At 38.9% G+C, this 25316-nt stretch carries 23 protein-coding genes; 4 read left to right on the forward strand and 19 right to left on the reverse strand.

Annotation, left to right across the window (positions count from 1 at the left end; translation table 11 throughout):
• Positions 1 to 199: 199 nt before the first annotated feature.
• The 17 genes from ABD682_RS00920 to ABD682_RS01000 all read right to left on the reverse strand — a co-directional run bounded on the left by ABD682_RS00920 (position 200) and on the right by ABD682_RS01000 (position 18135).
• Positions 200 to 1369 carry a glycoside hydrolase family 130 protein gene (locus tag ABD682_RS00920; protein ID WP_344738020.1) on the reverse strand — a complete coding sequence of 390 codons (1170 nt, stop codon included), beginning with the start codon at positions 1367 to 1369 and terminating at the stop codon, positions 200 to 202.
• Positions 1370 to 1383: 14 nt separating this feature from the next.
• Positions 1384 to 2658 carry an argininosuccinate lyase gene (gene argH, locus ABD682_RS00925; RefSeq protein ID WP_344738022.1) on the reverse strand — a complete coding sequence of 425 codons (1275 nt, stop codon included), beginning with the start codon at positions 2656 to 2658 and terminating at the stop codon, positions 1384 to 1386.
• 125 nt (positions 2659 to 2783) lie between these two features.
• Positions 2784 to 3842, reverse strand: coding sequence for a M20 family metallo-hydrolase (locus ABD682_RS00930; RefSeq protein WP_344738024.1), 1059 nt, complete (start codon positions 3840 to 3842; stop codon positions 2784 to 2786).
• Positions 3839 to 4615 (reverse strand): acetylglutamate kinase, encoded by a 777-nt coding sequence (argB, locus tag ABD682_RS00935; protein ID WP_344738026.1) that lies wholly within the window; start codon positions 4613 to 4615, stop codon positions 3839 to 3841. Before argB ends, ABD682_RS00930 begins: the two co-directional genes overlap by 4 nt.
• Position 4616: 1 nt before the next feature.
• Positions 4617 to 5555 (reverse strand): N-acetylornithine carbamoyltransferase, encoded by a 939-nt coding sequence (locus tag ABD682_RS00940; RefSeq protein WP_344738028.1) that lies wholly within the window; start codon positions 5553 to 5555, stop codon positions 4617 to 4619.
• A gap of 3 nt (positions 5556 to 5558) precedes the next feature.
• Positions 5559 to 6323 (reverse strand): glutamate 5-kinase, encoded by a 765-nt coding sequence (gene proB / locus ABD682_RS00945; RefSeq protein ID WP_344738030.1) that lies wholly within the window; start codon positions 6321 to 6323, stop codon positions 5559 to 5561.
• 1 nt (position 6324) lies between these two features.
• A complete protein-coding gene (locus ABD682_RS00950; RefSeq protein ID WP_344738032.1) occupies positions 6325 to 7521 on the reverse strand; it encodes a glutamate-5-semialdehyde dehydrogenase in 1197 nt (398 codons plus the stop codon).
• 9 nt (positions 7522 to 7530) lie between these two features.
• Complete coding sequence (locus tag ABD682_RS00955; RefSeq protein ID WP_344738034.1) at positions 7531 to 8661, reverse strand: aspartate aminotransferase family protein; 1131 nt, start codon at positions 8659 to 8661, stop codon at positions 7531 to 7533.
• Between the two features lie 4 nt (positions 8662 to 8665).
• The gene (gene proC / locus ABD682_RS00960) at positions 8666 to 9457 is read right to left on the reverse strand and encodes a pyrroline-5-carboxylate reductase (protein WP_344738036.1); all 792 of its coding nucleotides are present in this window, start codon (positions 9455 to 9457) and stop codon (positions 8666 to 8668) included.
• A 23-nt stretch (positions 9458 to 9480) separates the two neighbouring features.
• The gene (gene argC, locus ABD682_RS00965; RefSeq protein ID WP_344738038.1) at positions 9481 to 10464 is read right to left on the reverse strand and encodes an N-acetyl-gamma-glutamyl-phosphate reductase; all 984 of its coding nucleotides are present in this window, start codon (positions 10462 to 10464) and stop codon (positions 9481 to 9483) included.
• Between the two features lie 26 nt (positions 10465 to 10490).
• On the reverse strand, positions 10491 to 11666 hold the full coding sequence (locus tag ABD682_RS00970; protein ID WP_344738040.1) for an argininosuccinate synthase: 1176 nt from the start codon (positions 11664 to 11666) through the stop codon (positions 10491 to 10493).
• 98 nt (positions 11667 to 11764) lie between these two features.
• The gene (locus ABD682_RS00975; protein ID WP_344738042.1) at positions 11765 to 12376 is read right to left on the reverse strand and encodes a GNAT family N-acetyltransferase; all 612 of its coding nucleotides are present in this window, start codon (positions 12374 to 12376) and stop codon (positions 11765 to 11767) included.
• A 548-nt stretch (positions 12377 to 12924) separates the two neighbouring features.
• Complete coding sequence (locus ABD682_RS00980; RefSeq protein ID WP_344738044.1) at positions 12925 to 13659, reverse strand: 3-keto-disaccharide hydrolase; 735 nt, start codon at positions 13657 to 13659, stop codon at positions 12925 to 12927.
• Positions 13660 to 13677: 18 nt separating this feature from the next.
• Positions 13678 to 14730, reverse strand: a complete 1053-nt coding sequence (locus ABD682_RS00985) for a sugar phosphate isomerase/epimerase family protein (protein WP_344740786.1) — start codon at positions 14728 to 14730, stop codon at positions 13678 to 13680.
• A gap of 6 nt (positions 14731 to 14736) precedes the next feature.
• Positions 14737 to 15876, reverse strand: a complete 1140-nt coding sequence (locus tag ABD682_RS00990; protein ID WP_344738046.1) for a Gfo/Idh/MocA family protein — start codon at positions 15874 to 15876, stop codon at positions 14737 to 14739.
• 5 nt (positions 15877 to 15881) lie between these two features.
• Positions 15882 to 17111 carry a nucleoside permease gene (locus tag ABD682_RS00995; protein WP_344738049.1) on the reverse strand — a complete coding sequence of 410 codons (1230 nt, stop codon included), beginning with the start codon at positions 17109 to 17111 and terminating at the stop codon, positions 15882 to 15884.
• 34 nt (positions 17112 to 17145) lie between these two features.
• On the reverse strand, positions 17146 to 18135 hold the full coding sequence (locus ABD682_RS01000) for a sugar phosphate isomerase/epimerase family protein (protein ID WP_344738051.1): 990 nt from the start codon (positions 18133 to 18135) through the stop codon (positions 17146 to 17148).
• Positions 18136 to 18378: 243 nt separating this feature from the next.
• Here ABD682_RS01000 and ABD682_RS01005 point away from each other — a divergent pair, with 243 nt between their 5' ends.
• Genes ABD682_RS01005 through ABD682_RS01020 form a run of 4 tightly spaced genes read left to right on the forward strand, consistent with a single transcriptional unit; the run spans position 18379 to position 23005 of the window.
• The gene (locus ABD682_RS01005) at positions 18379 to 20097 is read left to right on the forward strand and encodes a GMC oxidoreductase (RefSeq protein WP_344738053.1); all 1719 of its coding nucleotides are present in this window, start codon (positions 18379 to 18381) and stop codon (positions 20095 to 20097) included.
• Positions 20098 to 20106: 9 nt separating this feature from the next.
• Entirely contained in the window at positions 20107 to 20706 is a 600-nt protein-coding gene (locus tag ABD682_RS01010; RefSeq protein ID WP_344738055.1) for a gluconate 2-dehydrogenase subunit 3 family protein, read from the forward strand.
• Positions 20706 to 21533 carry a 3-keto-disaccharide hydrolase gene (locus ABD682_RS01015; RefSeq protein WP_344738057.1) on the forward strand — a complete coding sequence of 276 codons (828 nt, stop codon included), beginning with the start codon at positions 20706 to 20708 and terminating at the stop codon, positions 21531 to 21533. Before ABD682_RS01010 ends, ABD682_RS01015 begins: the two co-directional genes overlap by 1 nt.
• Positions 21534 to 21556: 23 nt before the next feature.
• Positions 21557 to 23005 carry a Gfo/Idh/MocA family protein gene (locus ABD682_RS01020; protein WP_344738059.1) on the forward strand — a complete coding sequence of 483 codons (1449 nt, stop codon included), beginning with the start codon at positions 21557 to 21559 and terminating at the stop codon, positions 23003 to 23005.
• An 81-nt stretch (positions 23006 to 23086) separates the two neighbouring features.
• Here the strand turns inward: ABD682_RS01020 and azu are convergent, their stop codons facing one another.
• Both azu and ABD682_RS01030 read right to left on the reverse strand, forming a co-directional pair.
• A complete protein-coding gene (gene azu / locus ABD682_RS01025; RefSeq protein ID WP_344738061.1) occupies positions 23087 to 23599 on the reverse strand; it encodes an azurin in 513 nt (170 codons plus the stop codon).
• Positions 23600 to 23622: 23 nt separating this feature from the next.
• A complete protein-coding gene (locus ABD682_RS01030; protein ID WP_344738063.1) occupies positions 23623 to 25215 on the reverse strand; it encodes an NADP-dependent glyceraldehyde-3-phosphate dehydrogenase in 1593 nt (530 codons plus the stop codon).
• Between the last annotated feature and the right edge of the window lie 101 nt (positions 25216 to 25316).

Below are 25316 nucleotides of genomic sequence, written 5' to 3' on the forward strand. Positions count from 1 at the left end.
TGACAAAAACATAACGTCATTGCGAACGCATTGAAGCAATCTGTTGATTGTGAATTGCTGTTTCCATACATATCGTTAGGGAAGAATCTTTACTTCAAATCAAAAGATTACCACGTCGCAAGCGCCTCGTAATGACTAAAAGGTAACGTCATTGCGAACGCAGTGAAGCAATCTTTCTATTATAATTTACAAATGAATTTTATTCAGACAATACACTGGTAGCTACCGCGATTTTAGAATCTGCAGTGCCGTAATATAAAAACCAGTGCCCTGAAAAATCAACCAACCCTTCTACAAAACAAACCAGATTGACTTCGCCTACCATTTCATAGGGTTTATCCGGATAAATAAAATGTCCGGTGGTTCGGTTCATTAATTTATAGGGCTGTTCTTTATCGAAAAGTGCCTGACCAGCAGCATACGTGAATTTGGGCAAACTTTGATCATTAAAATTAGCGGCATTACTACCGTTGTAAATCAAAACTATGCCTTTTTCAGTGTATAAAGCAAAAGGTCCGGGTTCTACCAGGCGGCTATCAAAATACCCGGAACGCGGATGCAATACAGAGATCGCTTTTTTAGATTCGGCATTCTCACAAACCTCCCAATGAATCAAGTCTTGTGATTTGGCTAGAAAAATATCGGTATCTCCAAAATACATCCAATAACTGCCGTTTATCTTTTTTGCAACCACGTTATCATCTTGAAATTCCGCAACAATGGCTCCGGACTTAGACCACATATCACGGTATTTTTCATCCTGAAAAGCGAGTCCGTGTTTCGTCCAATGCAAGAGATCTTTAGAAGTTGCCACACTCAAACGAGCTGTTTTCCCATCATAGGCGGTATAGGTCATAATATAATTGTCCTCCGGTCCGGCTATGATCCTTGGGTCTTCAATACCATCGAATAAACAATTCTTGCAATCCATATTTGAGCTATCCTTTGCCAGTTTTTTATAATTCCATTCGTAGACCATCATGGAGTCTTCGTCTGGATATAACACAGGTTCGGGGATCTTATTAAAGTGTAGTCCATCCTTACTCGTTGCTAAACCAATGCGCGAAGTACCGCTGGAGTCCTGGGCTCTGTAAAATAAATAAACCTTGTTATCGTGAACTACAGCCGCGGGATTTAAAACATTCCGGCTTTCCCAATAAACAGTTTCATTGGAAATAGGCGATTTAAATGAAAAATCAGTTGAAGGTTTCAAAACAGGATTTAAAGAATCCACCTTTTCAACATCATGAAAACCCCAGGTGTTTACCTGATCATTTACGAGTTCATAGGTCTTATTTTGAACACAATTGCTTAGCACGAGCATCAAGAACAATAAATAAACGCAATTCTTAAAGTTTTTAAAATCCATGGTGTATTAAATTTCTAATTAGGAAACTTCGCCCGGATCTGTTCCAATCCTAAATTATGAATACTTCCTAAATGGGAATGCTTTTTCGAAGTATCCGGTTTATAGCTACCACTTTGAACCTGGCCACCGATCTTCTGATAAGCTTCACGAAAACTCATTCCTTCTTCCACTAAGGTATTGATATTATCTACCGTGAACAAATATTGGTATTTCGGGTCGTTCAGATCTACGTCCTTTACTTCAATTTGTTGGATCGCGTAATCAAGGATATCCAAAATATCCTTTAGATCTTCAAAAGCCGCGATCATGTTTTCCTTCAATAATTGAAAATCCCGATGATAACCACTCGGTAAATTATTGGTAATTAGTATCATTTCCGTTTGAAGGGCCTGAATTTTATTGCATTTCCCACGAATCAGCTCAAATACATCCGGATTCTTTTTATGTGGCATAATACTGCTTCCGGTAGTTAATTCATCCGGAAAACTGATAAATCCAAAATTCTGACTCATATACAAACAAACATCCATAGCAAAACGGGCCAGTGTGTTGCTCAATCCGCCTAGAGCTGCGGCGATAGTTCGTTCATTTTTTCCTCGAGCCATCTGGGCTGCAACCACATTGAATTTCAAAGTTGAAAACTGCATTTCTCTGGTTGTCATTTGCCTATCTATAGGAAAGGAGCTTCCATATCCGGCTGCCGAACCCAGAGGATTTTGATCCACAATTTTTAAGGCGGCATCAATAAAATACACATCATCAATCATCAGTTCCGCGTAAGCGGAAAACCATAATCCAAATGAGGACGGCATAGCTACTTGTAAATGGGTATATCCGGGTAACATTTTGCTTTGATGCCTTTCTGCCAAACCTAACAAGGTATCAAATAAGGATCTTGTTTTCTCTCTAACAATACCTAGTTGATCTTTATAGTAAAGACTTAAAGCCACCAAAACCTGGTCGTTTCGCGATCTAGCCGTATGTATCTTCTTTCCAACCTCACCTAAAGATTGGGTAAGTTCAAATTCAATCTTCGAATGAACGTCTTCAAATTGTCCATCAATTACAAAAGTGCCGTTCTTTATTTGTTCTTCGAGTTTTTTTAAACCGCCTAAAAGTTCTACCAATTCTTCAACAGAAATAATCCCGACCTTCTGCAACATCTTGGCATGTGCTTTTGACGCTATAACATCGTATTTCGCAATATGACTGTCGATCTCACGGTCATTTCCCACCGTAAACTGTTCTATCTTTTTATCTATCGAAATACCTTTATCCCAAAGTTTCATAGTTTTTGTTTTTTAGAGAAGAGAAGTTAGAATAGAGAACAGAGACTTTTTCCCTTAATCTCTTTTCTTATTTCTCTTATCTCTTCTCTCTTTTCTTGTTTCTATTCTCTCGTTTCTGTTCTAAATCACAACACCTTCTCGAGCAGCTTAATATAAATCGCAACACCTTCTTCAATTTCACGAATATAAATAAATTCATCCGCCGAATGCGAACGCGTACTGTCACCGGGTCCTAATTTTAAGCTCGGACAAGACAAAGTTGCCTGATCTGATAATGTTGGTGATCCATAAGTACTGCGTCCTAAAGCGATACCGGCCTTTACCAAATCATGATCCATCGGAATAGATGAAGAATTCAGCCGCAAGCTTCTTGCTTTTATTTTGCAAGGAGCTTTCTCCTCTAAAATTTGAGAAATTTCCTTGTTTGTATAGGCATCATTCACCCGAACATCAATAACCAGATCCACATCCGCCGGAACTACATTGTGCTGCGACCCTCCTTTTATCTGGGTAACCGTTAATTTGACATCCCCCAGAACCTCCGAACTTTTTTCAAATTTAAAATCTTTGAACCATTGTAGCACTTCAATGGTATTATAAATAGAATTGTTATCATTTGGATGTGCGGCATGGCTTGGAGTGCCTTCAACCTTGGCATCAAAAACCACCAAACCTTTTTCTGCTACAGCCAGATTCATCAAGGTTGGTTCCCCAACGATAGCCACGTCTATCTGCGGAATCACTTCAAGCATACTATTTAATCCATCAGGCCCACTACTTTCCTCTTCCGCGGAAGCGACAATAACTAAATTATACTTTAAATCCTTATGACCATAAAAATAGGTAAAGGTTGCCAAAAGCGACACCAAACAGCCCCCGGCATCGTTACTTCCCAATCCGAATAATTTGCCGTCTTTCACAAAAGCTTTAAACGGGTCATTTGTATACGCCGTGTTGGGTTTCACCGTGTCGTGATGCGAGTTCAGTAAAAGCGTTGGTTTGCTTTCATCAAAATATTTGTTTACTGCCCAAACATTATTTTTCGTCCTTTTATAATCCACATGATGCGCCTTGAACCACGCTTCAATGTGCTCAGCCGTTTTATCTTCTTCTGAAGAAAATGACGGCGTCTCAATAAGCTTTTTTAGGAGTTCAATAGCTTCATTTGTAAGTTCCTGAATCATAGTTTTAGGGTTGTATATTTTTGATTTTTATTACTGATCACCGAGGCATTTCCAATAATCACTTTTGAAACACCCGCTTTTAAAGCATCAAAACAATTGGTTAATTTGGGTAACATACCATCAGCAATAACTCCATCTTTTATTAGTTTTTCGTAGCTTTCTGTGTTTATATTTTCAATCACGGAATCTTCATCATCAACAGACATTAAAACTCCGTTTTTTTCAAAAACATAAATCAACTCGGTTGCATAGTATTTGGATAATCCTACCGCCAAAGCCGAGGCAATGGTATCTGCATTCGTGTTTAAAAGTTGCCCGTTATTATCATGAGTTATGGCACAAAATACAGGTGTAACGCCATTTTGAAGCAATACATCCGGAACCTCCGGATTCACCTTAACAATATCTCCCACAAAACCGTAGTCTATGGTTTTCACCGGACGTTTGACCGAACAAATCACGTTGCCATCAGCGCCCGTAAAGCCTATGGCATTGCAGTGATTCGCTTGTAATTTGGCAACTATGTTTTTGTTTATTTTACCTGCATATATCATGGTTATGATATCCAGAGTTACTGCATCCGTGATGCGTCTTCCCTCAATCATATTGACAGGCACCTGCATATCCTCAGCCAATTTTGTAGCTAGTTTGCCACCACCATGTACTAAAATTTTAGGACCTTGAACCTTGGCAAACTGCTCCAAAAACCGGTCTAGAGCTTCCGGATTATCAATAATATTACCTCCAACTTTGATGATTTTCAAGGGATCCATATTACAAGGTTTCTAATAGTTTTTTTAATACCAATTGTGCTGCAAAGGTTCTGTTATTAGCCTGTTGAATAACCAGTGAACTATCACTGTCTAAAACGGCATCCTCAACCACCACATTACGACGTACAGGTAAACAATGCATAAATTTAGCATTTCCTAACAAAGATTTGGTGATCATCCAGGACTTGTTTGTTTCCAGAATTTGTCCGTAATTTTCATAGGAGCTCCAGTTTTTAGCATACACAAAATCGGCATTTTTCATGGCCTCCTCCTGATTGTGAAGTACGGGAACATCTCTCGTAATTTCCGGATTCAAATCATAACCTTCCGGATTGGTAATCACAAAATCCACATCCATTTTTTGCATGACCTGAGCAAAACTATTTCCTACTGCATGAGGTAAAGCTTTCACATGTGGTGCCCAGGTTAAAACCACTTTAGGACGCTCCTTTTTAGCGTATTCTGAAATGGTAAGGGCATCCGTTAAGCCCTGTAAAGGGTGCGCCGTAGCACTTTCCATATTCACAATTGGAACCGTGGCATATTTTTTAAAGGCATTTAAAACCTCTTCACTTTCATCTTTAGCTTTGTCTGTTAATGTTGGAAAAGCTCTAACCGCAATAATATCACAATACTGTGAAACAACAGCTGCCGCCTCCTTAATATGTTCGGCAGTGGTACCATCCATAACGGTTCCGTCGCCAAATTCAATACCCCAGGAATCATTGGAAACATTCATTACTATCGGATTCATCCCTAAATTCAATGCTGCTTTCTGAGTACTTAAACGCGTTCTTAAACTTGAATTAAAAAAAAGTAAACCCAGCGTTTTATTTTTACCAAGCTTCCGATGTTCTAATGGATTTTTTTTGATGGCCTTCGCATCGACAATCCATTCCTCGAGGTTGTCTATATCATTTATGGATGTGTAATGTTTCATTCTTTATTTTATTTTGGTAAACGGCACTTTATTTTCAAAGGCATTCAGGATGAAATGGTCTTCTAAACCATTTACGATCCAGGTTTCAATATTCGCTTTTTTGGTTACCGAAACGGCTTCAATTTTGGAAAGCATTCCACCACTTCCATGGGAGGATTTGGAGGGTAAAACCTCCTGCTTTAAATCCTTGTAATCTGTTACTTCCTCTATCGTTTTCGGTGTATTTGTAGCCAAAGATTCCCTGGTATAAATGCCATTTGTATTGGTTGCAATGATGAATAAATCGACGCCGAGTAAAGCTGCTGTCAGTGCTCCTAATTTATCGTTGTCTCCAAATTTAATTTCATCCGTAGCTACGGTATCATTTTCATTAATAATCGGGATGTAATCATTGTTCACCAACACGTTGATGGTATTTACGATATTGGATTTACTTTCTTCTTTTTCAAAATCTGAATAGGACAACAAACACTGTGAGGTAAGCAAGCCATACGATCTGAAAATCTCCTGATAGATCCTGATCAAATGGGGTTGCCCTATGGAAGCGAGGGCTTGTTTTACAAAGACACTATCCTGCTGACTCTCCAATTTTACAAATTGTTTCGCCACAGCAATAGCACCCGAACTCACAATAATAAACTCGTATTCCTTCTTGAGTATGGCGATCTGATTGGCAATATCCTCGATCTTTCCTCGTGATAGGTTATCGGTTTCCTTGGTTAGGGTATTCGATCCAACTTTTAGTAATATGCGTTTCTTTTTTTGCATGCTATCGTGTTTGTCCGTTGCCATATACATACCATTTGTTTGTAACCAAATGTTGCAAACCTATTGGGCCGCGCTGATGTAATTTATCTGTGCTAATAGCTAATTCGCCACCCAAACCAAATTGTCCGCCATCGGTAAATCGGGTTGATGCATTGTGATAAACTGCGGCTGTATCCACATTTTCCATAAAGCCTTTAGCAGAAGCTTCATCCTTTGTTACAATAACTGACGAATGCCCTCCTGAGTAGGTGTTTATTTTGGCGACAGCAGCATCAACATTTTCTACTTCACCAATAACAATTTTAAAATCCAAAAACTCCTGATACCAAATAGCTTCATTTTCAAAAGGAGAAATCCCGGATAATTTTGAGGTTTGTTCATCGCCCAAAATAGTAACATCAAATGCTTGTAGTTCCGTCATAAGTTTTTGAATAAAGGCTGTTTTATCCTTTAAATTCTTATCAATTAAAACCTTATCGACAGCATTACAGGCAGATATTTTCGCGGTTTTACCATTGATAATAACCTGAAGTGCGATTTCCCAATCGGCATCCTTATGAACATAAACGAAATTATTTCCTCGCCCACTCACAATTACCGGGCATTGCGCGTGCTGTTTTACAAATGCAATAAGACGCTCACCCCCTCTTGGAACAATTAAATCAACCTGTCGCGTTGGGTTTTCCAAAAAGGCTTGTGTTTCCGATCTATCGAATTCCAAATACGTTATCCAATCGGTGGAAACACCTTCCATTTTTAGAGCCTCATGCCACAAGGACACAATTTTTTTGTTTGAATTCAAAGATTCCTTTCCGCCCTTCAATAGAATATTATTACCCGATTTGAACGCAATACCGGCCGCTTCCACGGTAACATCGGGGCGCGATTCATAAATAATTAAAACCGTACCAAATGAGGCCGTTCTATTATAGATCTTAAGACCATTTTCATGTTCAAAACTAAATCGTTCCACACCCACAGGATCCTGTTGTAAGGCCAGGTGCTGAGCTGCGGCGATCATCTCATCAACTTTTGCATCATTAACTTTTAAACGGTCGAACATTGAAATATCATCCCCGTTATATGCCTCCAGATCTACCTTATTTATGGCTATGATTTCTTCACGATTTTGATCCAATAATTTGGCCATATTCCGTAAAACAGCATTTCTTTTTTCTATGGATAATAAGGTGTTCATTGGTTCAGTTTAAATGTCTACGGCGTTTTTTAGAGCATTGAAAAATTGATCGATATGTTCTTTTTGAATTGTTAATGGCGGTAAAATTCGTAACAGTTTCTTATTGGAGGAACCTCCCGTAAATATGTTGTACTCATAAATCAATTTTTTGCGAAGTGCGCCAACCTCAAAATCAAATTCCAGTCCCAGCATCAAGCCGCGCCCCTTGATTTTTTTGATTTCAGGCATGGCCCTGGCTTTTTCAATAAAATAGGCCGACATCGCGTTCACATTATCTATTAAATGGCCTTCTTCTATAGTATTCAATACCGCTAATCCTGCTGCGCAAGCAAGATGATTACCCCCGAAAGTTGTTCCTAACATACCATACTTTGCTTCGATATCCGGATGAATTAAAATACCGCCAATTGGAAATCCATTCCCCATACCTTTCGCGATTGAAATAATATCCGGGGTTACATTGTAGTGTTGAAAAGCAAAGAATTTACCAGAACGTCCATAACCGGACTGCACTTCATCAGCAATAAAAAAGGTGTTGTTCTTTTGACATAAAGCAAAAACCTGTTCGAAGAAATCGCTGCTTCCCTCATCCAAACCTCCTACACCTTGAATGAATTCAACAATCACTGCACATACATCGCCTTTTTCAAGTTCTGCTTTTACTCCTAAAATATCATTCAATTCCAGAATAGTCACCTTTTGTTGTGCATTTATAGGAGCAATGATATTGGGATTGTCCGTAGCAGCAACAGCTGCCGAAGTTCGTCCGTGAAAACTATTTTTAAAAGCAATAACACGGGATTTGCCCGTTTTAAAGGAAGCTAGCTTCAAAGCATTCTCATTGGCTTCCGCTCCGGAATTACACAAAAATAAATTATACCCTTTACAACCTGAAAGCGACTCAATTTTATCAGCGAGCTCCTGCTGTATCGGATTTTGAACGGCATTGGAGTAGAAGCCCAATTTAGAAACCTGATTGGTTATAGCCTCCACATAATTAGGGTGTGCATGCCCTATTGAAATAACGGCATGACCGCCATAAAGATCCAGGTATTCTGTTCCCTGTTCATCATAAACATAAATATCCTTTCCTGAAACAGGCGTAACATCGTACAAAGGGTAAACATCAAATAACGGCATGGGTCTATTGTTTTAAGTGATTAATTTTTTCGAAAGATGCCACCAGACCTTTTATGAGTGAGGAGCTCAGACCCTGATGTTCCATTTCATTCAAACCTTCAATGGTACAACCACTTGGCGTGGTTACCCGATCAATTTCCTGTTCCGGATGATTCCCCGATTCAATCAATAAACTCGCTGAACCATAACAGGTTTGCACGGCGAGTTTGTGCGCTTCATGAGCCTCAAACCCTAACTGAATCGCTCCTTGTGTTGTGGCACGAATCAGGCGCATCCAAAAGGCAATACCACTGGCACAAATTACTGTAGCCGCCTGGATATGCTCTTCAGGAATTACCATCGTGGTTCCTAATTGATTAAAAATATCCTGAGCCATGTCTATTTTTTTTTCGCCACTGGTATTTGCCGCTAAACAAGTCATGGATTTCCCAATGGAAATTGCCGTGTTTGGCATCACACGAATGATGTTCTTATCCTGTCCAATAATGGCTTCAATTTTGGAGATCGCATATCCGGCAGCCACGGAAAGAACAACATGTTCTTTTGTTATACTTGGAGCTACCTCTTTTAAAACGGACTCAATATGTCTTGGTTGCAAGGCAAAAATCAAAATGTCTGAAGCCTCCACAGCCTCTGTATTCTTGTTTGTTATAGTTACATAAGGTTCTTTGTTAAACTGTTGCACAGCCCCAGTATTCTTATCACTTAAATAAAGTGAGCTAAAGGTTTTGTTCTTAATAAGACCTTTGGCAACAGCGCTCCCTAAATTTCCGGTTCCTATAATGGCTATTTTCATAATCTGGTTTGTTAAATCTATAATTAAAAATATGAGGCTTTTAAATGTAATCCGGTAGTTTCTTCTAGTCCGAACATCAAATTCATGTTCTGTACTGCCTGTCCGGAAGCGCCTTTTAATAAATTATCTATAATGCTGGTAATCAATATTTTTCCTTGGTATTTATGTAAATGAATCAAACATTTATTGGTATTCACCACCTGTTTTAAATGTAGATTTTCCTGAGAAATAAAAGTGAATTTAGCAGCTTCATAAAACGATTCATAAAGTTTTTGAGCCTCTTCCAAAGTGCCTTCAAAATCTGTGTAAAGCGTAGCGAAAATTCCTCTGGAAAAATTACCCCGATTTGGAATGAACAAAATATCAGATTTAAAATCCGTTTGTAATTGGTTTACCGATTGATTGATCTCACCTAAATGCTGATGGGTAAATGCCTTGTAAACCGAGACATTATTATCTCGCCAGGTAAAATGTGTGGTAGATGATAAAGAGGTTCCTGCGCCTGTAGCACCGGTAACTGCATTCACATGAACATCATTTTTAAGCAATCCGGCATACGCCAAAGGCAAAACACCTAACTGAATGGCCGTTGCAAAGCAGCCGGGATTAGCAATGTACCGGGCCTTTTCAATGGCATGCTTATTTAATTCCGGTAGGCCATAAACAAATGTTTTCCCATTGAAATTCCGGTCGGCCGTCAATCGGAAGTCATTCCCAAGATCAATAATTTTCGTCGTTTCAGAAAGGGTGTTTTCTTTTAAAAACCTCACCGAATTTCCATGTCCCAGGCATAAAAAAACCACATCCACATCAGGATTTACGGTATCTGTAAAGGTCAATTCCGTTGCACCAACCAGATCCTGATGCACGTAACTTAATTTGTTTCCTGCATTACTGGTACTGTAAACAAAATTGAGCTCTGTATTGGGATGGTTCAACAATAATCGAATCAACTCTCCGGCTGTATAGCCTGCACCTCCAATAATTCCAACCTGTATATTTTTCATTTTTATCGTTTTTCTACCAAAGCAACTTAGGAGTTTACCTGTTGGTATATTTTATTTTGATTTCCCAGAATTTTAATAAATCCTTTGGCTTCATCGGCGGTCCAGCCTTTATTTTCTTCACCATAACTACCAAATTTGGCATTCATAAGATCATGTTCAGATGAAATACCATCAAGATCAAAGTGATATGGTTTCAAGGTTACAAAAACATCGCCTGAAACTTTATCCTGACTACTTTCCAAAAAGGCTTCCATATCGCGCATCACGGGATCAAGGTATTGGCCTTCATGCAAATGCATGCCATAGAAACTAGCGATATATTCCTTGTGTTGTAATTGCCATTTGGTAAGCGTATGTTTCTCCAGTAAATGATGCGCTTTTATGGTAATCAATGCCGCAGCGGCTTCAAAACCAACACGTCCTTTGATCCCCACAATAGTGTCTCCTACATGAATATCACGACCAATCGCATAAGCAGAAGCCAGGGTATTCAAAGTTTCAATATTAACCTCCGGATTATTTTCAACACCATTAATTGCTACCAACTCACCTTTTTCAAAAGTCAGTTTTACCTTTTCGGGTTCAGCATGTTTTATCTGGGAAGGATAAGCTGATTCCGGTAAGGGTTTATCAGATGTTAGGGTTTCGGCACCTCCAACACTGGTTCCCCAAAGTCCTTTATTAATGGAGTATTTAGCTTTTTCCCAGGACATCTCTATCCCGTTTTCCTTTAAATAATCGATCTCTTGTTGTCTGGTAAGCTGCTCATCACGAATTGGAGTAATGATTTTAATATTCGGCGCTAATGTTTGAAAGATCATATCAAATCGTACCTGATCATTTCCTGCTCCGGTACTACCATGTGCAATATATTCTGCATCAATACTTTTGGCATATTCAATAATTTCAATGGCTTGAATAATACGCTCTGCACTTACAGATAATGGGTATGTGTTGTTCTTTAATACATTTCCAAAAATGAGATACTTAACAACCTTATCATAAAAGGTAGCAACAGCATCTATACTTTTATAAGTTGTAACACCCATTTTATAGGCATTGGCTTCAATCTTTTTAATAGCCTCTTTAGTAAATCCGCCGGTATTCACGCTAACAGCATGTACTTCATATGTTTTAGATAAACTAACGGCACAATAAGAGGTGTCCAATCCGCCACTGTAGGCTATAACTAATTTTTTCATCTGGTAATATTTATTTGTCTTTTAATTTTCAGATGTTATACCCATGACACTATATATTCGTATTCATACAATTGATTTAATGGGTATCTCATTTGATTTTATTTTTTGTCTTTTTTAAGGAATAAGGCTTGCTTGATACTTTTTAGTCGTTGAAAGGTCTTATCCTTGATTTGTTTTCCGGGACTTTTTGATTTCGGATCGTAAAGCATTCCCGTACACAAACATAATTTTCTGTTCGTACGCGTTAAAACGTCATAATTTCTACAGGTTTGACAACCATCCCAAAAGGTAGAATCATCCGTTAATTCAGAAAAAGGAACGGGTTTGTACCCCAATTCCGTATTCATTTTCATAACGGCTAACCCCGTAGTAATACTAAAAACCTTAGCATCAGGGAATTTGGTTCTGGAATGTTCGAAAATTTTTTGCTTAATCTTTTTGGCAAGTCCTTGATTTCTGTAATCCGGATGCACGATTAATCCTGAATTGGCTACAAATTTTCCATGGCTCCATTTTTCAATGTAACAAAAGCCAGCAAATTTATCGCCATCCAAAGCAATAACGGCGTTACCATTTTCCATTTTAGTAGAAATGTATTCCGGAGTGCGTCGGGCAATTCCCGTACCACGAACCTGAGCAGATTCTGCGATGGTATCGCAAATAATTTGAGCGTATTTTATATGAGATGTATCGGCTATGACAACCTTCATTTTTCCTGATTTTAAATGTTCTTTATTTTAATTTTATTTTCTGACAGCTGAATCGGACGCACCTGATTCAAAAATATAAGTACATACCCTTACGGGCGACGGAGAAATGGACGGCGCATAGTAATGTAAATTACTGAATGAAATAAGTTATAAAATGTTATGAATTGTTGTTTTGACACGGTAATAAAAATTTAAAAAATGACGTTTTAGATTTGCTATTGTTAAGATTAATAGCGGCGGCGGAAGCGCACGGGGAACCCGGGTTCTGGAAAACGTATTGTATTTTTTAAATTTTTCATAATGTAAAACTATAATAAAATTTTTATAAACTTTGGAATAGCCTTTAATTTTTACAAAAAATTATAAATATCTCTATTTTTTTAACGTTTTGAAGAAAAATATGCAGTTTCAAAAGATGTTTATTTAATAGATGGAAATTAAAAATGTTCTGAAACTCCACGAATAATGGCATCTTCAATCATTTGGAACAAAAAAAGCAAGGTTCAAAAACCTTGCTTTCATAGTAATTCGAATAAATCAATCACCTCCTAATCAAGCGATTTGATTTTTATATTTTTATAGGATACTTTGTTATCGTGGTCTTGCAAGCCAATATATCCTGTTTCATATTTTCCGAAATCCTTCCAATCTTTGAATTTGGAATTCGCCACCAGTGAATCCCAACTCGGACCTTCTACAGGAAACTCCACAATTTTAGTGCCGTTCAATGTCACACTTCCTTGATTGGTTTTGTGATTTACCATAATATCGAAATGATTCCATTCCCCGGCAGGTTTCCAAACATCCTGGGTAGGTTGCACCATATCATACAACGCTCCAGCCTGATGATATTTTGGATTGGCCTTAGCGTCCGGATGGCGCTCATTATCTAAAACCTGAATTTCAGGTCCGGTTTGATAGGGTTCCGGTAAACTATCGACTTCACTTACACCAAACAAGACACCGCTGTTTCCACCTTCAGAAATTTTCCAATCCAAAGACAATACGAAATCGGTGTATTTTTTTCGAGTTATAATATTGGCTTTCGTTTCACCCGGTTCAAAAACCATAGCATCGCCCTCTATATGCCATTCCGCCGGCATGGTATCTCTTAAATAACCTCTGAAGTTATCGAAATTTGAACCATCAAAAAGGGTTTCCCAGCCATTATCCATGTCTGCCATGGCCGGTTTTTCTTCCATGGTTTCTTTATTTTCCTCGGTTTTGTTTTTACAGCTTGTTAAGGAAGCAAGCGCTAATAGAGCTATTAATATGTATCTCATGATATTCATAATTTTAATTTATATTCCTAGTATTTTCTTTAGTTGGTCTTCATCTGTTTCGCCTCCGGCAAAATCATCAAAAGCTTTGGTAGTGGCTTCAATAATGTGGTTTTTTATAAACGGCGCACCTTCTCTGGCGCCTTGTTCCGGACTTTTAATGACGCATTCCCATTCCAAAACGGCCCAAACATCACAGCCATATTCCGTAAGTTTTGAAAAGACTCTTTTAAAATCGACTTGTCCGTCGCCCGGTGACCTATAACGCCCTGCACGATCCTTCCAATCATTATATCCACCGAACGTTCCCTTTTTACCGGTTGGATTGAATTCTGAATCCTTCACATGAAAGGCTTTTATGAATTCATGATAATGATCAATATAAGTTATATAATCCAATTGTTGCAGTACAAAATGTGATGGATCGTATAAAATATTAACCCGTTTATGATTGCCGGTTGCTTCTAAAAAGCGTTCAAAAGTGTCGCCGTCGTGAATGTCTTCCACCGGATGCACCTCGTAACAAACATCAACTCCATTGTCGTCAAACACATCTAAAATAGGCTTCCACCGGGAAGCGAGTTCTTTAAATCCCATATCCACCAAGCCTTTAGGTTGCTGCGGCCAGGGATGTACCATGGGCCATAACAAGGATCCTGAAAAGGTTGCATGGGCTTTTAAATTCAAGCGTCTGCTAGCTTTAGCGGCATTTTTCATTTCCTGAATTGCCCAGGCGGTGCGTTCTTTCGGTTTACCTTTTAAATTATCGGGAACAAACACATCGAACATAATATCGTGAGCCGGATGTACCGCCACCAATTGCCCCTGGATGTGCGTAGAAAGCTCCGTTAATTCAAGACCATAAGCATTTATTTTTCCCAGTAGTTCATCACAATAATACTGACTTTCTGCTGCCTTGGATAAATCGATAAGACGAGGATCCAAGGTAGGCATTTGAATGCCTTTATAACCTAGATCGGAAGCCCATTTACATAGACCATCCAAGCTATTATAAGGCGCTTCATCACCCATAAATTGCGCTAAAAATACAGCCGGTCCCTTGATGGTTTTCATCATAATTTATTCGTTAATATGTATCCAAATGTTTCCTTTTAAATGACTTTCAACAGCACATTCAATAAATTTCATTCCTCTTACACCGTCCACCATTGTTGGAAACTCCCCATGATCGTAAGGCTCTTTTTTAATGGCTTTGGCCACACCCTTATAAATATTTCCCATGGAATCAAAAATACCTTCCGGGTGACCCGGTGGTAATTTTGTACCATCCAACGATAAGGCACTGTTGTAAGGATGTCCAGGTTTTAAAACGCGTAAAGGTTCACCATCCTGTAATAAATACAGATAATTAGGATTTTCCTGTTCCCATTTTAAACCTGCCTTTTCACCGTAAATCTTTACCGTGAAATTATTCTCTTCTCCGGTTGCGATCTGGCTCGCTCTAATAAGACCTTTTACACCATTGGTGCAATGCAATAATACCGTTCCGTCAACATCCATTTTATTATCCTCGTATACATAATTAAGGTCCGATAAGACTTTACCAACCTTAAGTTGCGTAACGTATTCCAACATATCAAATGCATGTGTTCCAATATCGCCTATACAACAACTGATGCCACCTTTTTCAGGATCCAAACGCCAGGTGTTGGCTCGTAATTGCGGATCATGGATCACAGGATTTATCCAGCCTTGATAATACTGAATATCTATTTTTTGAACTTTACCGATCACATTATTGGCTATCATTTCGCGCATCTGACGCACCATAGGATATCCCGTATACGTATAAGTAACTGCAAAAACGGTATTCGCTTTTTGAAGCGTTGCCTCTAATATTTTAGCTTCCTCATAAGATGTGGTCATGGGTTTTTCACAGATCACATGAAACCCATTCTCAATGAGTTTTTTGGCCATTGGGAAATGCAGAAAATTTGGTGTTAGTACCGAAATAACCTGCATGCGTTCTCCTTCCGGTAATTTTAATTCTTCTGAAATAAGAGAATCAATATCTTTATAAATACGATCTGTTGGAATTCCAATTTTTTCAGCGAAGGCTAAGCTTTCTTTCAAATCAGGATTAAAAGCACCTCCGACTAATTGAAATTGATCGAACATGGACGACGCCACACGATGTAAAATACCAATTAAAGAATCACCCCCGCCTCCTAATATTCCTAATCTAATTTTAGAACTCATTCTATTTAAGCTTTATATTCAACCTTTTCATGTTTAAAAAATATGGTAAATAACACCAACACCCCAATAGCAAAAAATGCGGGGAACAGCCAAACATCCTGCCAGCTGTGATTACCATCTGCCAAAACGTTTTTATCCACAATTTGTCCGGCTACCCAAAAACCTACCAACATACCAACGCCGTAAGTAGCCAGAGTAATTAAACCCTGAGCAGCACTTTTTACTTTTTCACCTGCTTTTGAATCGGTATAAATTTGCCCTGATACAAAAAAGAAATCGTAACAAATACCATGTAATGCAATCCCTATAGCCAGCATAAAGAATAGATCACCGGCGTTTCCAAACGCAAATAGACCGTAGCGGATACCCCAGGCTAACATACCGAACATGATGGTTTTCTTAAAGCCATATTTTCTAAAGAAGAAGGGTAACAACAACATAAAACCAACTTCAGAGAGTTGACCTAAAGCCGCCCAAGCTGTAGAATTTTCAACTTGATATTCAGTTAAAAAAGGACTAATATTTTGATAGTAGAACGCTAATGGAATACAAATAAGGACCGATGACAGAAAGAATACCAAAAAGTTTTTATCCTTTAACAACTTTAAAGCGTCTAAACCCAGAATATCACTGATGGTTACTTTTTCATCCTTTGAAACCTTAGGTGGTGTTTTGGGTAAAGTGAAACTGAAAAGTCCCAGGATTAAAGAAGCTATAGCCACCATCGTGAAGGTGTTGGACAACATCCCTTGTTGCAGGTTTTCCATAGAGTCCCATTTAAAAACCAGACTGATCAATAAGCCTGCTACGATCCAGCCAATGGTACCAAAAACACGAACCAATGGAAAGGTTTTTTCAGGATTTTCCATTTGATTAAAGGATACTGAGTTCACTAAAGCCAGAGTGGGCATATAGGCAATCATATAACCCAAAACATAAGGATAAAACAAAGCGAATTCTGTAGATTGCGACATTTGGTACATGAGAAAAGCACCTATTAAATGTAAAACCCCAAGAATTCTTTCAGCATTAAAAAATCGATCAGCAATTAGCCCAATAATAAAAGGCGCTATAATGGCTCCCCAGGATTGAGTGGAAAAAGCCATAGCAGTTTCTGCACCGCTGGCACCTAAATTGTTACCTAAAAATGATCCTAAGGTTACAAACCAGCCTCCCCAAATAAAAAATTCGAGGAACATCATAAAGGATAATTGAAATTGCGTTTTTTTGGTCATGATTCAATTGATTAATTTCGTTGGTAATAGCACTTTATTTAATTTCTGCTGCTGATTTTAAAAGCAAAGCCTTGGTAGCAAGCAAACCTTCCATCTCGCTCAGGCGATTACCTTCATATTCTACACCTATGAAACTCGTATATCCGGCGTCTTTAACTAATTTTAAAATACGTGGATAATCCAAAGTAGTCTCGTTACCATTGTCGTCAAAATCATAAGACTTGGCACTTACGGCTGTTGCTTTAGGAAGCATCAATGCAATCCCTTGATATTTATCAGGGTATTCGGCCACGCATTCACCCCACTGTTCTCCATCCTTTCGCTTTACACACCAATTTCCAAAATCAGGTAAGGTACCGCAGTTATCCATATTTACTTCGTGAATCGCCTTCATTAGAATCGGAGCATCAGAAGATAACCATCCATGGTTCTCACATAAAACTTCAATATTTTTAGTCGCCGCGTAAGTTGCTAATTTCTTTAATCCATCGGCTACGGCAGGAACCCATTTTTCGGGGTCGTTAGTTCCGAAAGTGTTTACACGAATAGCATGGCAACCTAAAGTAGCTGCAGCATCTACCCATTTTTTGTGGTTTTCAACGGCTTCATCACGAACGGCTTCATCCGGACTTGCCAGATCGCCTTCATGATCTACCATAATCAACACGTTCTGCATACCGTATTTTTCACTCATCGTTTTAAGCGAATCAATAACGGTATCAAAACCTAATTTTTCAATCTGTTTTGAATACAATTGACTCACATATTCCAGGCCTTCAAAACCATTTTCCCTGGCTATTTTGGCAAATTGGAATGGGTCGCCGTTTTTAGCATTAAAAGTTCTGTGTAAAGACCATTCCGCTAATGATAATTTGAAGAAAGGGTCTTGATTAGTCATGGTGGATTCTGTCATGGATTCCGTGTTTTCAGACTGTTCCGTCTTTTGTTTGCAGGAAGTCAAACTTAAAATAAGGCTCAAAACAATAAAGCCACTAAGTCCTGGGAGAGCGTTTAGTTTAGTCATGTTAGTTTTGTTGTTTTTTTAAAGAAAATGACTGAAATGTATTAATTTTTACAAACACTTCAGGATAATATGTTAAAAAAATGGTCGTATTAAATATCGAAATCGTTTTCGGTAATTCAATCCTCATATTTTTTATGGAAATGTACGAATAATTAAATTTCTTTAATATTTTGTTTCATTAAAAACATAATTCATAAATTTATCAATGGAATTTTTCCATTTTAACAATTTCTCCTTTTTAACATGAATAAGAACTCTGAACTAGAAAACGAATACGATGCGATTGTTGTTGGCACAGGTATTTCAGGTGGTTGGGCCGCTAAAGAACTTTGTGAAAATGGTCTGAAAACTTTGGTTTTGGAACGCGGTAGAATGGTAAAACACATTCAGGATTACCCAACCGCAAATATGGACCCCTGGGATTTTCCTAATGGTGGAGAGCCTACCCGGGAAACTCGTGAACGTATGCCTAAACAGAACCGAACAGGCTTTGTTACTAAAGAATATCGCAAACATTTTTTTGTTGACGATTTAAAACACCCTTATAATGAAAAACGCCGTTTCGATTGGATTCGTGGGTATCAGGTTGGTGGACGCTCGTTAACATGGGGCCGTCAAAGTTATAGATTGAGTGATCTGGATTTTGAAGCCAATAAAAAAGAAGGGATTGCCGTAGACTGGCCCGTGCGTTATAAGGATATTGCACCATGGTACGATAAAGTAGAAGAATTTATCGGGGTGAGTGGTGAAAATTTGGGTCTGGAACATTTTCCTGATCAAAAGCTACTAAAACCCATGAACCTGAATTGTGTTGAGGAGCATCTAAAATCGAAAATTGCAGAAAATTTTGATGACGGACGCGTATTAACTATCGGCCGTACCGCTCATATTACCGAAGGTACAAAACCTGGTATGGGACGTAGTTCCTGCCAGTATCGCGATCGTTGTATGCGTGGTTGCCCATTCGGAGCTTACTTCAGTAGTAACTCCTCTACCTTACCAACGGCAGAAGCTACAGGTAATATGACACTCAGACCTAACTCTATAGTTCATGAGGTAATTTATGATGATAAAACAAAGAAAGCTACCGGTGTTCGAGTAATTGATGCTGAAACTAAAGAATCCCATGTTTACAATGCAAAAGTGATCTTTTTATGTGCATCCGCTATGGCCTCTGCTGCTATTTTGTTGCAATCAAAATCGGAGCGATTCCCTAATGGTTTAGGTAACGATAGTGGTGAACTGGGTTGTAATATCATGGATCATCATTTCCATGTAGGAGCCAGAGCAATTGTTGATGGTTTTGAAGATAAGATAAACAAAGGGCGCCGTGCTAATGGTATTTATATTCCACGCTTTAGAAATCTGGGCGGAAAAACCGATGTTAAAGAATTTAAACGTGGCTACGGCTACCAGGGAAGTGCCGGAAGAAGAGGTGATTCTGAGGCTGTTGCCGAAATGAAATACGGTCCGCAATTAAAAGAGGCCATACTCAAGCCAGGCCAATGGCAAATGACTTTAAGTGCTTTTGGTGAAACCTTACCTGACCATAATAATCGTATGTATCTGGATTACGACAAACTGGATGAATGGGGTTTACCAACCATAACATTTGATGCGGATTTTGGCGAAAATGAGTTAGCTATGCGAAAAGATATGGAAGAACAAGCCATAAAAATGTTGGAAGCTGCAGGATATAAAAATGTAAAAGGTTTTAATGAGGTAGAGTCCAGAGCTATGGGACTTGGTATCCATGAAATGGGAACTGCTCGCATGGGACACGACCCAAAAACGTCCGTTTTAAACAAATACAATCAAATTCATGCCTGCACCAATGTTTATGTCACTGATGGATCCTTCATGACATCATCGGCATGCCATAACCCTTCTTTAGGTTATATGGCCTTTACAGCCAGAGCAGCAAATCACGCTGCAGAAGAATTGAAAAAAAATAACGCTTAATACTGACCTATGAAACGAAGAGAAGCATTAAAGAATTTAGGACTGGCTACAGGTTTTTTTGTTGCTACACCAACTGTAATGAGTATCCTGCAAAGTTGTACTGCTGAGCCGGATACCTGGACACCCATGATCCTTACTGAAGAACAAGGCATTGTCCTTACCAAACTTGTAAATATCATTTTGCCGAATACCGATGATCTTCCATCAGTAACCGAACTCAATGTACCACAATTTATTGATCGCTACGTAGCAGAAATTTTTGATGATGAAGATCAAAATCATTTTAAATCAGCCTTCGATAAAACCATCGCGATCGTAAAACCTGATGCAAAAACGGATATCAATACCATTTCTGATGAAGATTATATGGCGCTTTTAGACAAGCATATGTTATTGAAAAATGAAATTGATGAAGAGCGTGAATCCGATACAAAATTTGAAGGTTTGACAGTTTCAGAATTTTTAAACCGTATCAAATCCATGACAATTAAGGCTTATAAAACAACCCAGGAAGTGGGAGAAAATGTATTAGTTTACGATCCTGTTCCTGCTCAATATTATTGTGGTGATCTGGAAGAGTTAACCGGTGGTAAAGATTACTCATTATAATGAAGCAGCTTACAACAATTGGACTTTCATTGGTTTTACTGCTTGGTCTGAGTTGTAAACAATCTGATAAAAAATCATCTGAATCAGGCTCTGAAACGCCCATTGAAAATCAAGCTCCTGAAAAATGGACCTCAATATTCAACGGAAAAGATCTGGATGGCTGGCACGTAAAAATAAAAGGTCATGAATTAGACGATAATTACAAAAACACCTTCCGTGTGGAAGATGGTGTTATGAAAGTATCCTATGACCAATATGATGAATTTCATAATGCATTTGGACATATTTTCTATGAGGCACCATTTTCAAATTATAAATTCAGATTGCAATATCGTTTTGTAGGTGAACAAGCGAAAGGCGGTGAAGCCTGGGGTTATAAAAACAGCGGTATCATGCTACATTGCCAATCCCCTGAAAGCATGCTGGTAGATCAAAATTTTCCGGTATCACTGGAATTTCAACTTCTAGGAGGACTTAAAGAAGATGAACAACGTCCTACAGGTAATTTATGTACACCTGGAACGAACGTGATTATGGATAACGAATTGATCACAGAGCATTGTATAAATTCTGCTGCAGACACTTACTATGATAATCAATGGATCACTGCTGAAGTAATTGTTTCAAATGATACCATAACACATTACATTAACGGCAAGCCTGTGATTACCTATTCCCATCCTACATATGGTGGGCAATATTTAGATGGTGCTTCTGAAGCCATTCAAGCGAAAGATGGACAGCACCTGACTTCCGGTTATATTTCGCTTCAAAGTGAAAGCCACCCTATAGAATTTAAAAATATTGAAATACAACAACTAGACTAAACAAATTATTAAACACCTACATTATGTCTGACAAAACCACGAATAGCCGTCGAACATTTATTAAAAACACCGCTTTAACTTCATTTGGAATTTCCATAATACCACGCCATGTGATGGGTCAGGGTTTTATTCCGCCCAGCGATAAACTTAACATCGCCGTAATAGGTGCAGGAGGTAAAGGTTATTCAGACGGCATGAATGTATGGAATAATGGCGCTTCCAATATCGCCGCTATCTGCGATGTAGATTGGAACAGTGCCGGTCGGTTTATTGAAAAATTTCCCAAAGCTGTTAAATACAAAGATTTTAGAAGATTATTTGACAATGCCAGGGATATTGATGCGGTAACCATCTCTACTCCGGATCATAACCACGCCGTCATAACTCTGGCAGCCATGAAATTGGGTAAGGATGTGTATGTTCAAAAGCCTTTAACTCATAATATTTATGAAGCTCGTACGCTTACCGAAGCCGCACGCAAATACAAAATTGTGACCCAAATGGGGAATCAAGGTGCTTCGAGTAAAGGTGTTAAAAAAATGATCGAGTGGTTTGACTCAGGTATTATCGGAGCTGTTGATACCGTTCATGTTTGGACGAACCGACCGGTTTGGCCCCAAGGTATTGAAACACCAACCGATACGCCTCCAATGCCGGAAGGCTTGGCCTGGGACACCTGGATTGGCCCAGCGCAATGGGTTGATTATCATCCATTATACCACCCATTCAAATGGCGTGGCTGGTGGAATTTTGGAACAGGTGCTTTGGGCGATATGGGTTGCCACCTAATCGATCCGCCTTTTAGAGTATTAGGTTTGGGTTATCCTACGGAAGTTGAAAGTAGCGTAGGCGCAATTTTCAAACAAGATTGGGTACCGGAATATTTACCGGAATCCTGTCCGCCATCCTCAAGAACACAATTGAAATTTCCGGCGACAGCCAAAAACTCAAAAGAAATAACCTTAACCTGGTCTGACGGAGGTATCCGCCCGTTCCATCCGGATCTTATCCCTGCCGATCATCCGATAGGTGATGATAATAGTACTAACGGTGTGATCATGATTGGTGAAAAAGGTATCATGACTTGCGGAACTTATGCCAGAAATCCAAAAGTATATTTAAATAACGGAGAACTTCTAACTTACGATGATAGTCCTGAGGAAAACGCGCTTCCTGAGAACGGTCATCATATGGCCTGGGTAGAAGCCTGTAAAGAAGGTTATGGCAAACCAAAACATCAGGCCTTAACGTCTTCATTCGATTATGCCGGACCATTAACTGAAAGTGTGCTCATGGGTAACCTGGCCATTAGAAGCTATAATGTTAGAAATGAAGTGGCTTCTAATCGTTTTGAATATCCGGGACGTAAGAAATTATTATGGGATGGCGAAAATATGAAGATCACTAATTTTGATCCTGCTAACCAATTTGTGAAACGCGAATATCGCGAAGGTTGGTCGTTAAATATGTAATTACTACTTTACTCATTATTATAAAAAACCCTTTCTAGCTAAAAACTAAAAAGGGTTTTTAAATTTATGAAGTATTATTTCTTATTCTTCTACCACAAAGGTGCCACGCATCATCGCCGCATGACCCGGGAAACTACATAAAAACTCATAGGTTCCGGGAGCGGGAGCATCAAATTCCACAACAGCGGTTTCACCACCTCCAATAAGTTTGGTATGAGCTATAACATCTTCTGTTCCATCTGGAATATAATCGTTGTCTTTAAAGGTTACAGCCTTGGCGCTAAAACCCATTAGATCAACACCGGGTTTTAACAATACCCAGTTATGCCCCATAACCTGCTTGTCTAATTTACCAATATGGCGCAAGGTTAACTTCACCTTTTTACCGGCCTTAACTTTGATCTCACTTTTATTAAAGCGCATCATATCATCTCCGGTGATCACCACATCATTCGGATTGGCCTCAACTTCTTTAGTATCATCAGTTTTCTTTTCGTAAGTGAAGCCTTCTTTTTCTTTCTTTTTATCGTTTCCGCCACAGTTCATTAAAACAACTGAGAACAGTCCTAAAAAGAGATATTTTATGAATTTCATATGTGTAATTTTTAAATGGTTTCTTATAAAATATAGTCGGTACTAATAAAATTAGAGGTTTTCTTTTCCAACAGCTCCGTTAAAATCGCATTGTTATATTCATTATCCTTTGAGGCTACAAAAGTCCTTATGGAGAATGAACGTAAGGCATCATGAACACTTAAAGTTCCGTAAGCCGAATCCTTTCTGCCGGTAAATGGATATACATCCGGACCACGCTGACAGGAACTGTTTAGGTTCACGCGACACACTAAATTTACTAAAGTATCAATTAATGGCGATAAAGTATGTACATTTTTTCCAAACAAACTTACTTGTTGCCCATAATTTGATTCAGCCATATCATCCAAAGGCTCATCAATATCAGAGAATGAAACGATGGGTACTACAGGTCCAAATTGCTCTTCCTTAAACACCCGCATATCTTTAGAAACAGGATAAAGTACCGCCGGGAAAATATAATTCTCAGTGGTTTCTCCTCCTTTTTTATTGATGATCTTGGCACCTTTTTCAAGGGCATCGTCAATCAGTTCCTGAATATAGGCCGGTTTATCGGTTTCTGGAAGTGGTGTTAATTTAGCACCTTCTTCCCAGGGGTTTCCAAATTTTAATTGGTCAACTTTGTAAGTGAAACGTCGGTTGAATTCTTCAACCACAGACTCGTGAACATACAACACTTTTAGTGCGGTACACCGTTGTCCGTTAAAGGATAGGGAACCTGCGATACACTCCTCAACAGCCAAATCCAGATCAGCATCCGGCAACACAATAGCCGGGTTCTTAGCTTCTAAACCTAGCACCATACGGAGGCGGTTCCCTTTAGGGTGTTCTTCCTGTAAAGCGTTGGCCGATTTACTATTGCCTATCAGGGCCAGAACATCGATCTTACCCGATTGCATCAAAGGCGTTGCCAATACGCGGCCACGACCATAAACAATGTTTACCACGCCTTTAGGAAAACTATTTTGAAAAGCTTCCAAAAGTGGCGATATCAATAAAACACCGTGTTTAGCAGGCTTAAAGATCACAGGATTACCCATGATCAAGGCCGGAATTAATAAGGCGAAGGTTTCATTTAAGGGGTAATTATATGGTCCTAAACATAAAACGATACCTAGCGGACCGCGACGGATATGTGCATAAACGCCGGAGTTCTTTTCAAACTTGGCCGAATCCCGGTCAATTTGTTTGTAAGCCTCAATGGTATCGTAAATGTAGTCGATGGTTCGGTCGAATTCCTTTTCCGAATCTCCCAGGTTCTTTCCAATCTCCCACATTAGTAATTTCACAACCTCCTCGCGCTTGGTTTTCATTTGCTTCACGAAGGTTTCCATACATTTTATGCGATCAATCACCTTCATGGTAGGCCATAGCCCCTGCCCTTTTTTATAGGCTGAACTAGCAGATTTCAAAACCTCCATAGCCTCTTTTTTGCCCAATTGCGGAATGGTTCCTAACAAGGTAGGTTTGTATGCTTCGGTTGAAGAAATTGTTGAATACACCTCTGCCGTCTCCCCTTTCCATGGTTTCAATTCACCATCAACTAGGTAAGTACTTTGATGTAGTAAGGTTTTTATTTTATATTTATCTGGAATGTCTTTAAACGTGGTCGTCATTAAAAAAAGTATTTAGAAATCACCCGTAAAGATACCTATATTTTGTTAAAACAAGTGATTTGACATCCAGGCAAATCAAAAAAATAAAGAATTATTAACGC

Source organism: Gaetbulibacter aestuarii (genome assembly GCF_039537665.1).
In the GTDB taxonomy this organism is placed as follows: Bacteria; Bacteroidota; Bacteroidia; order Flavobacteriales; family Flavobacteriaceae; genus Gaetbulibacter_A; species Gaetbulibacter_A aestuarii.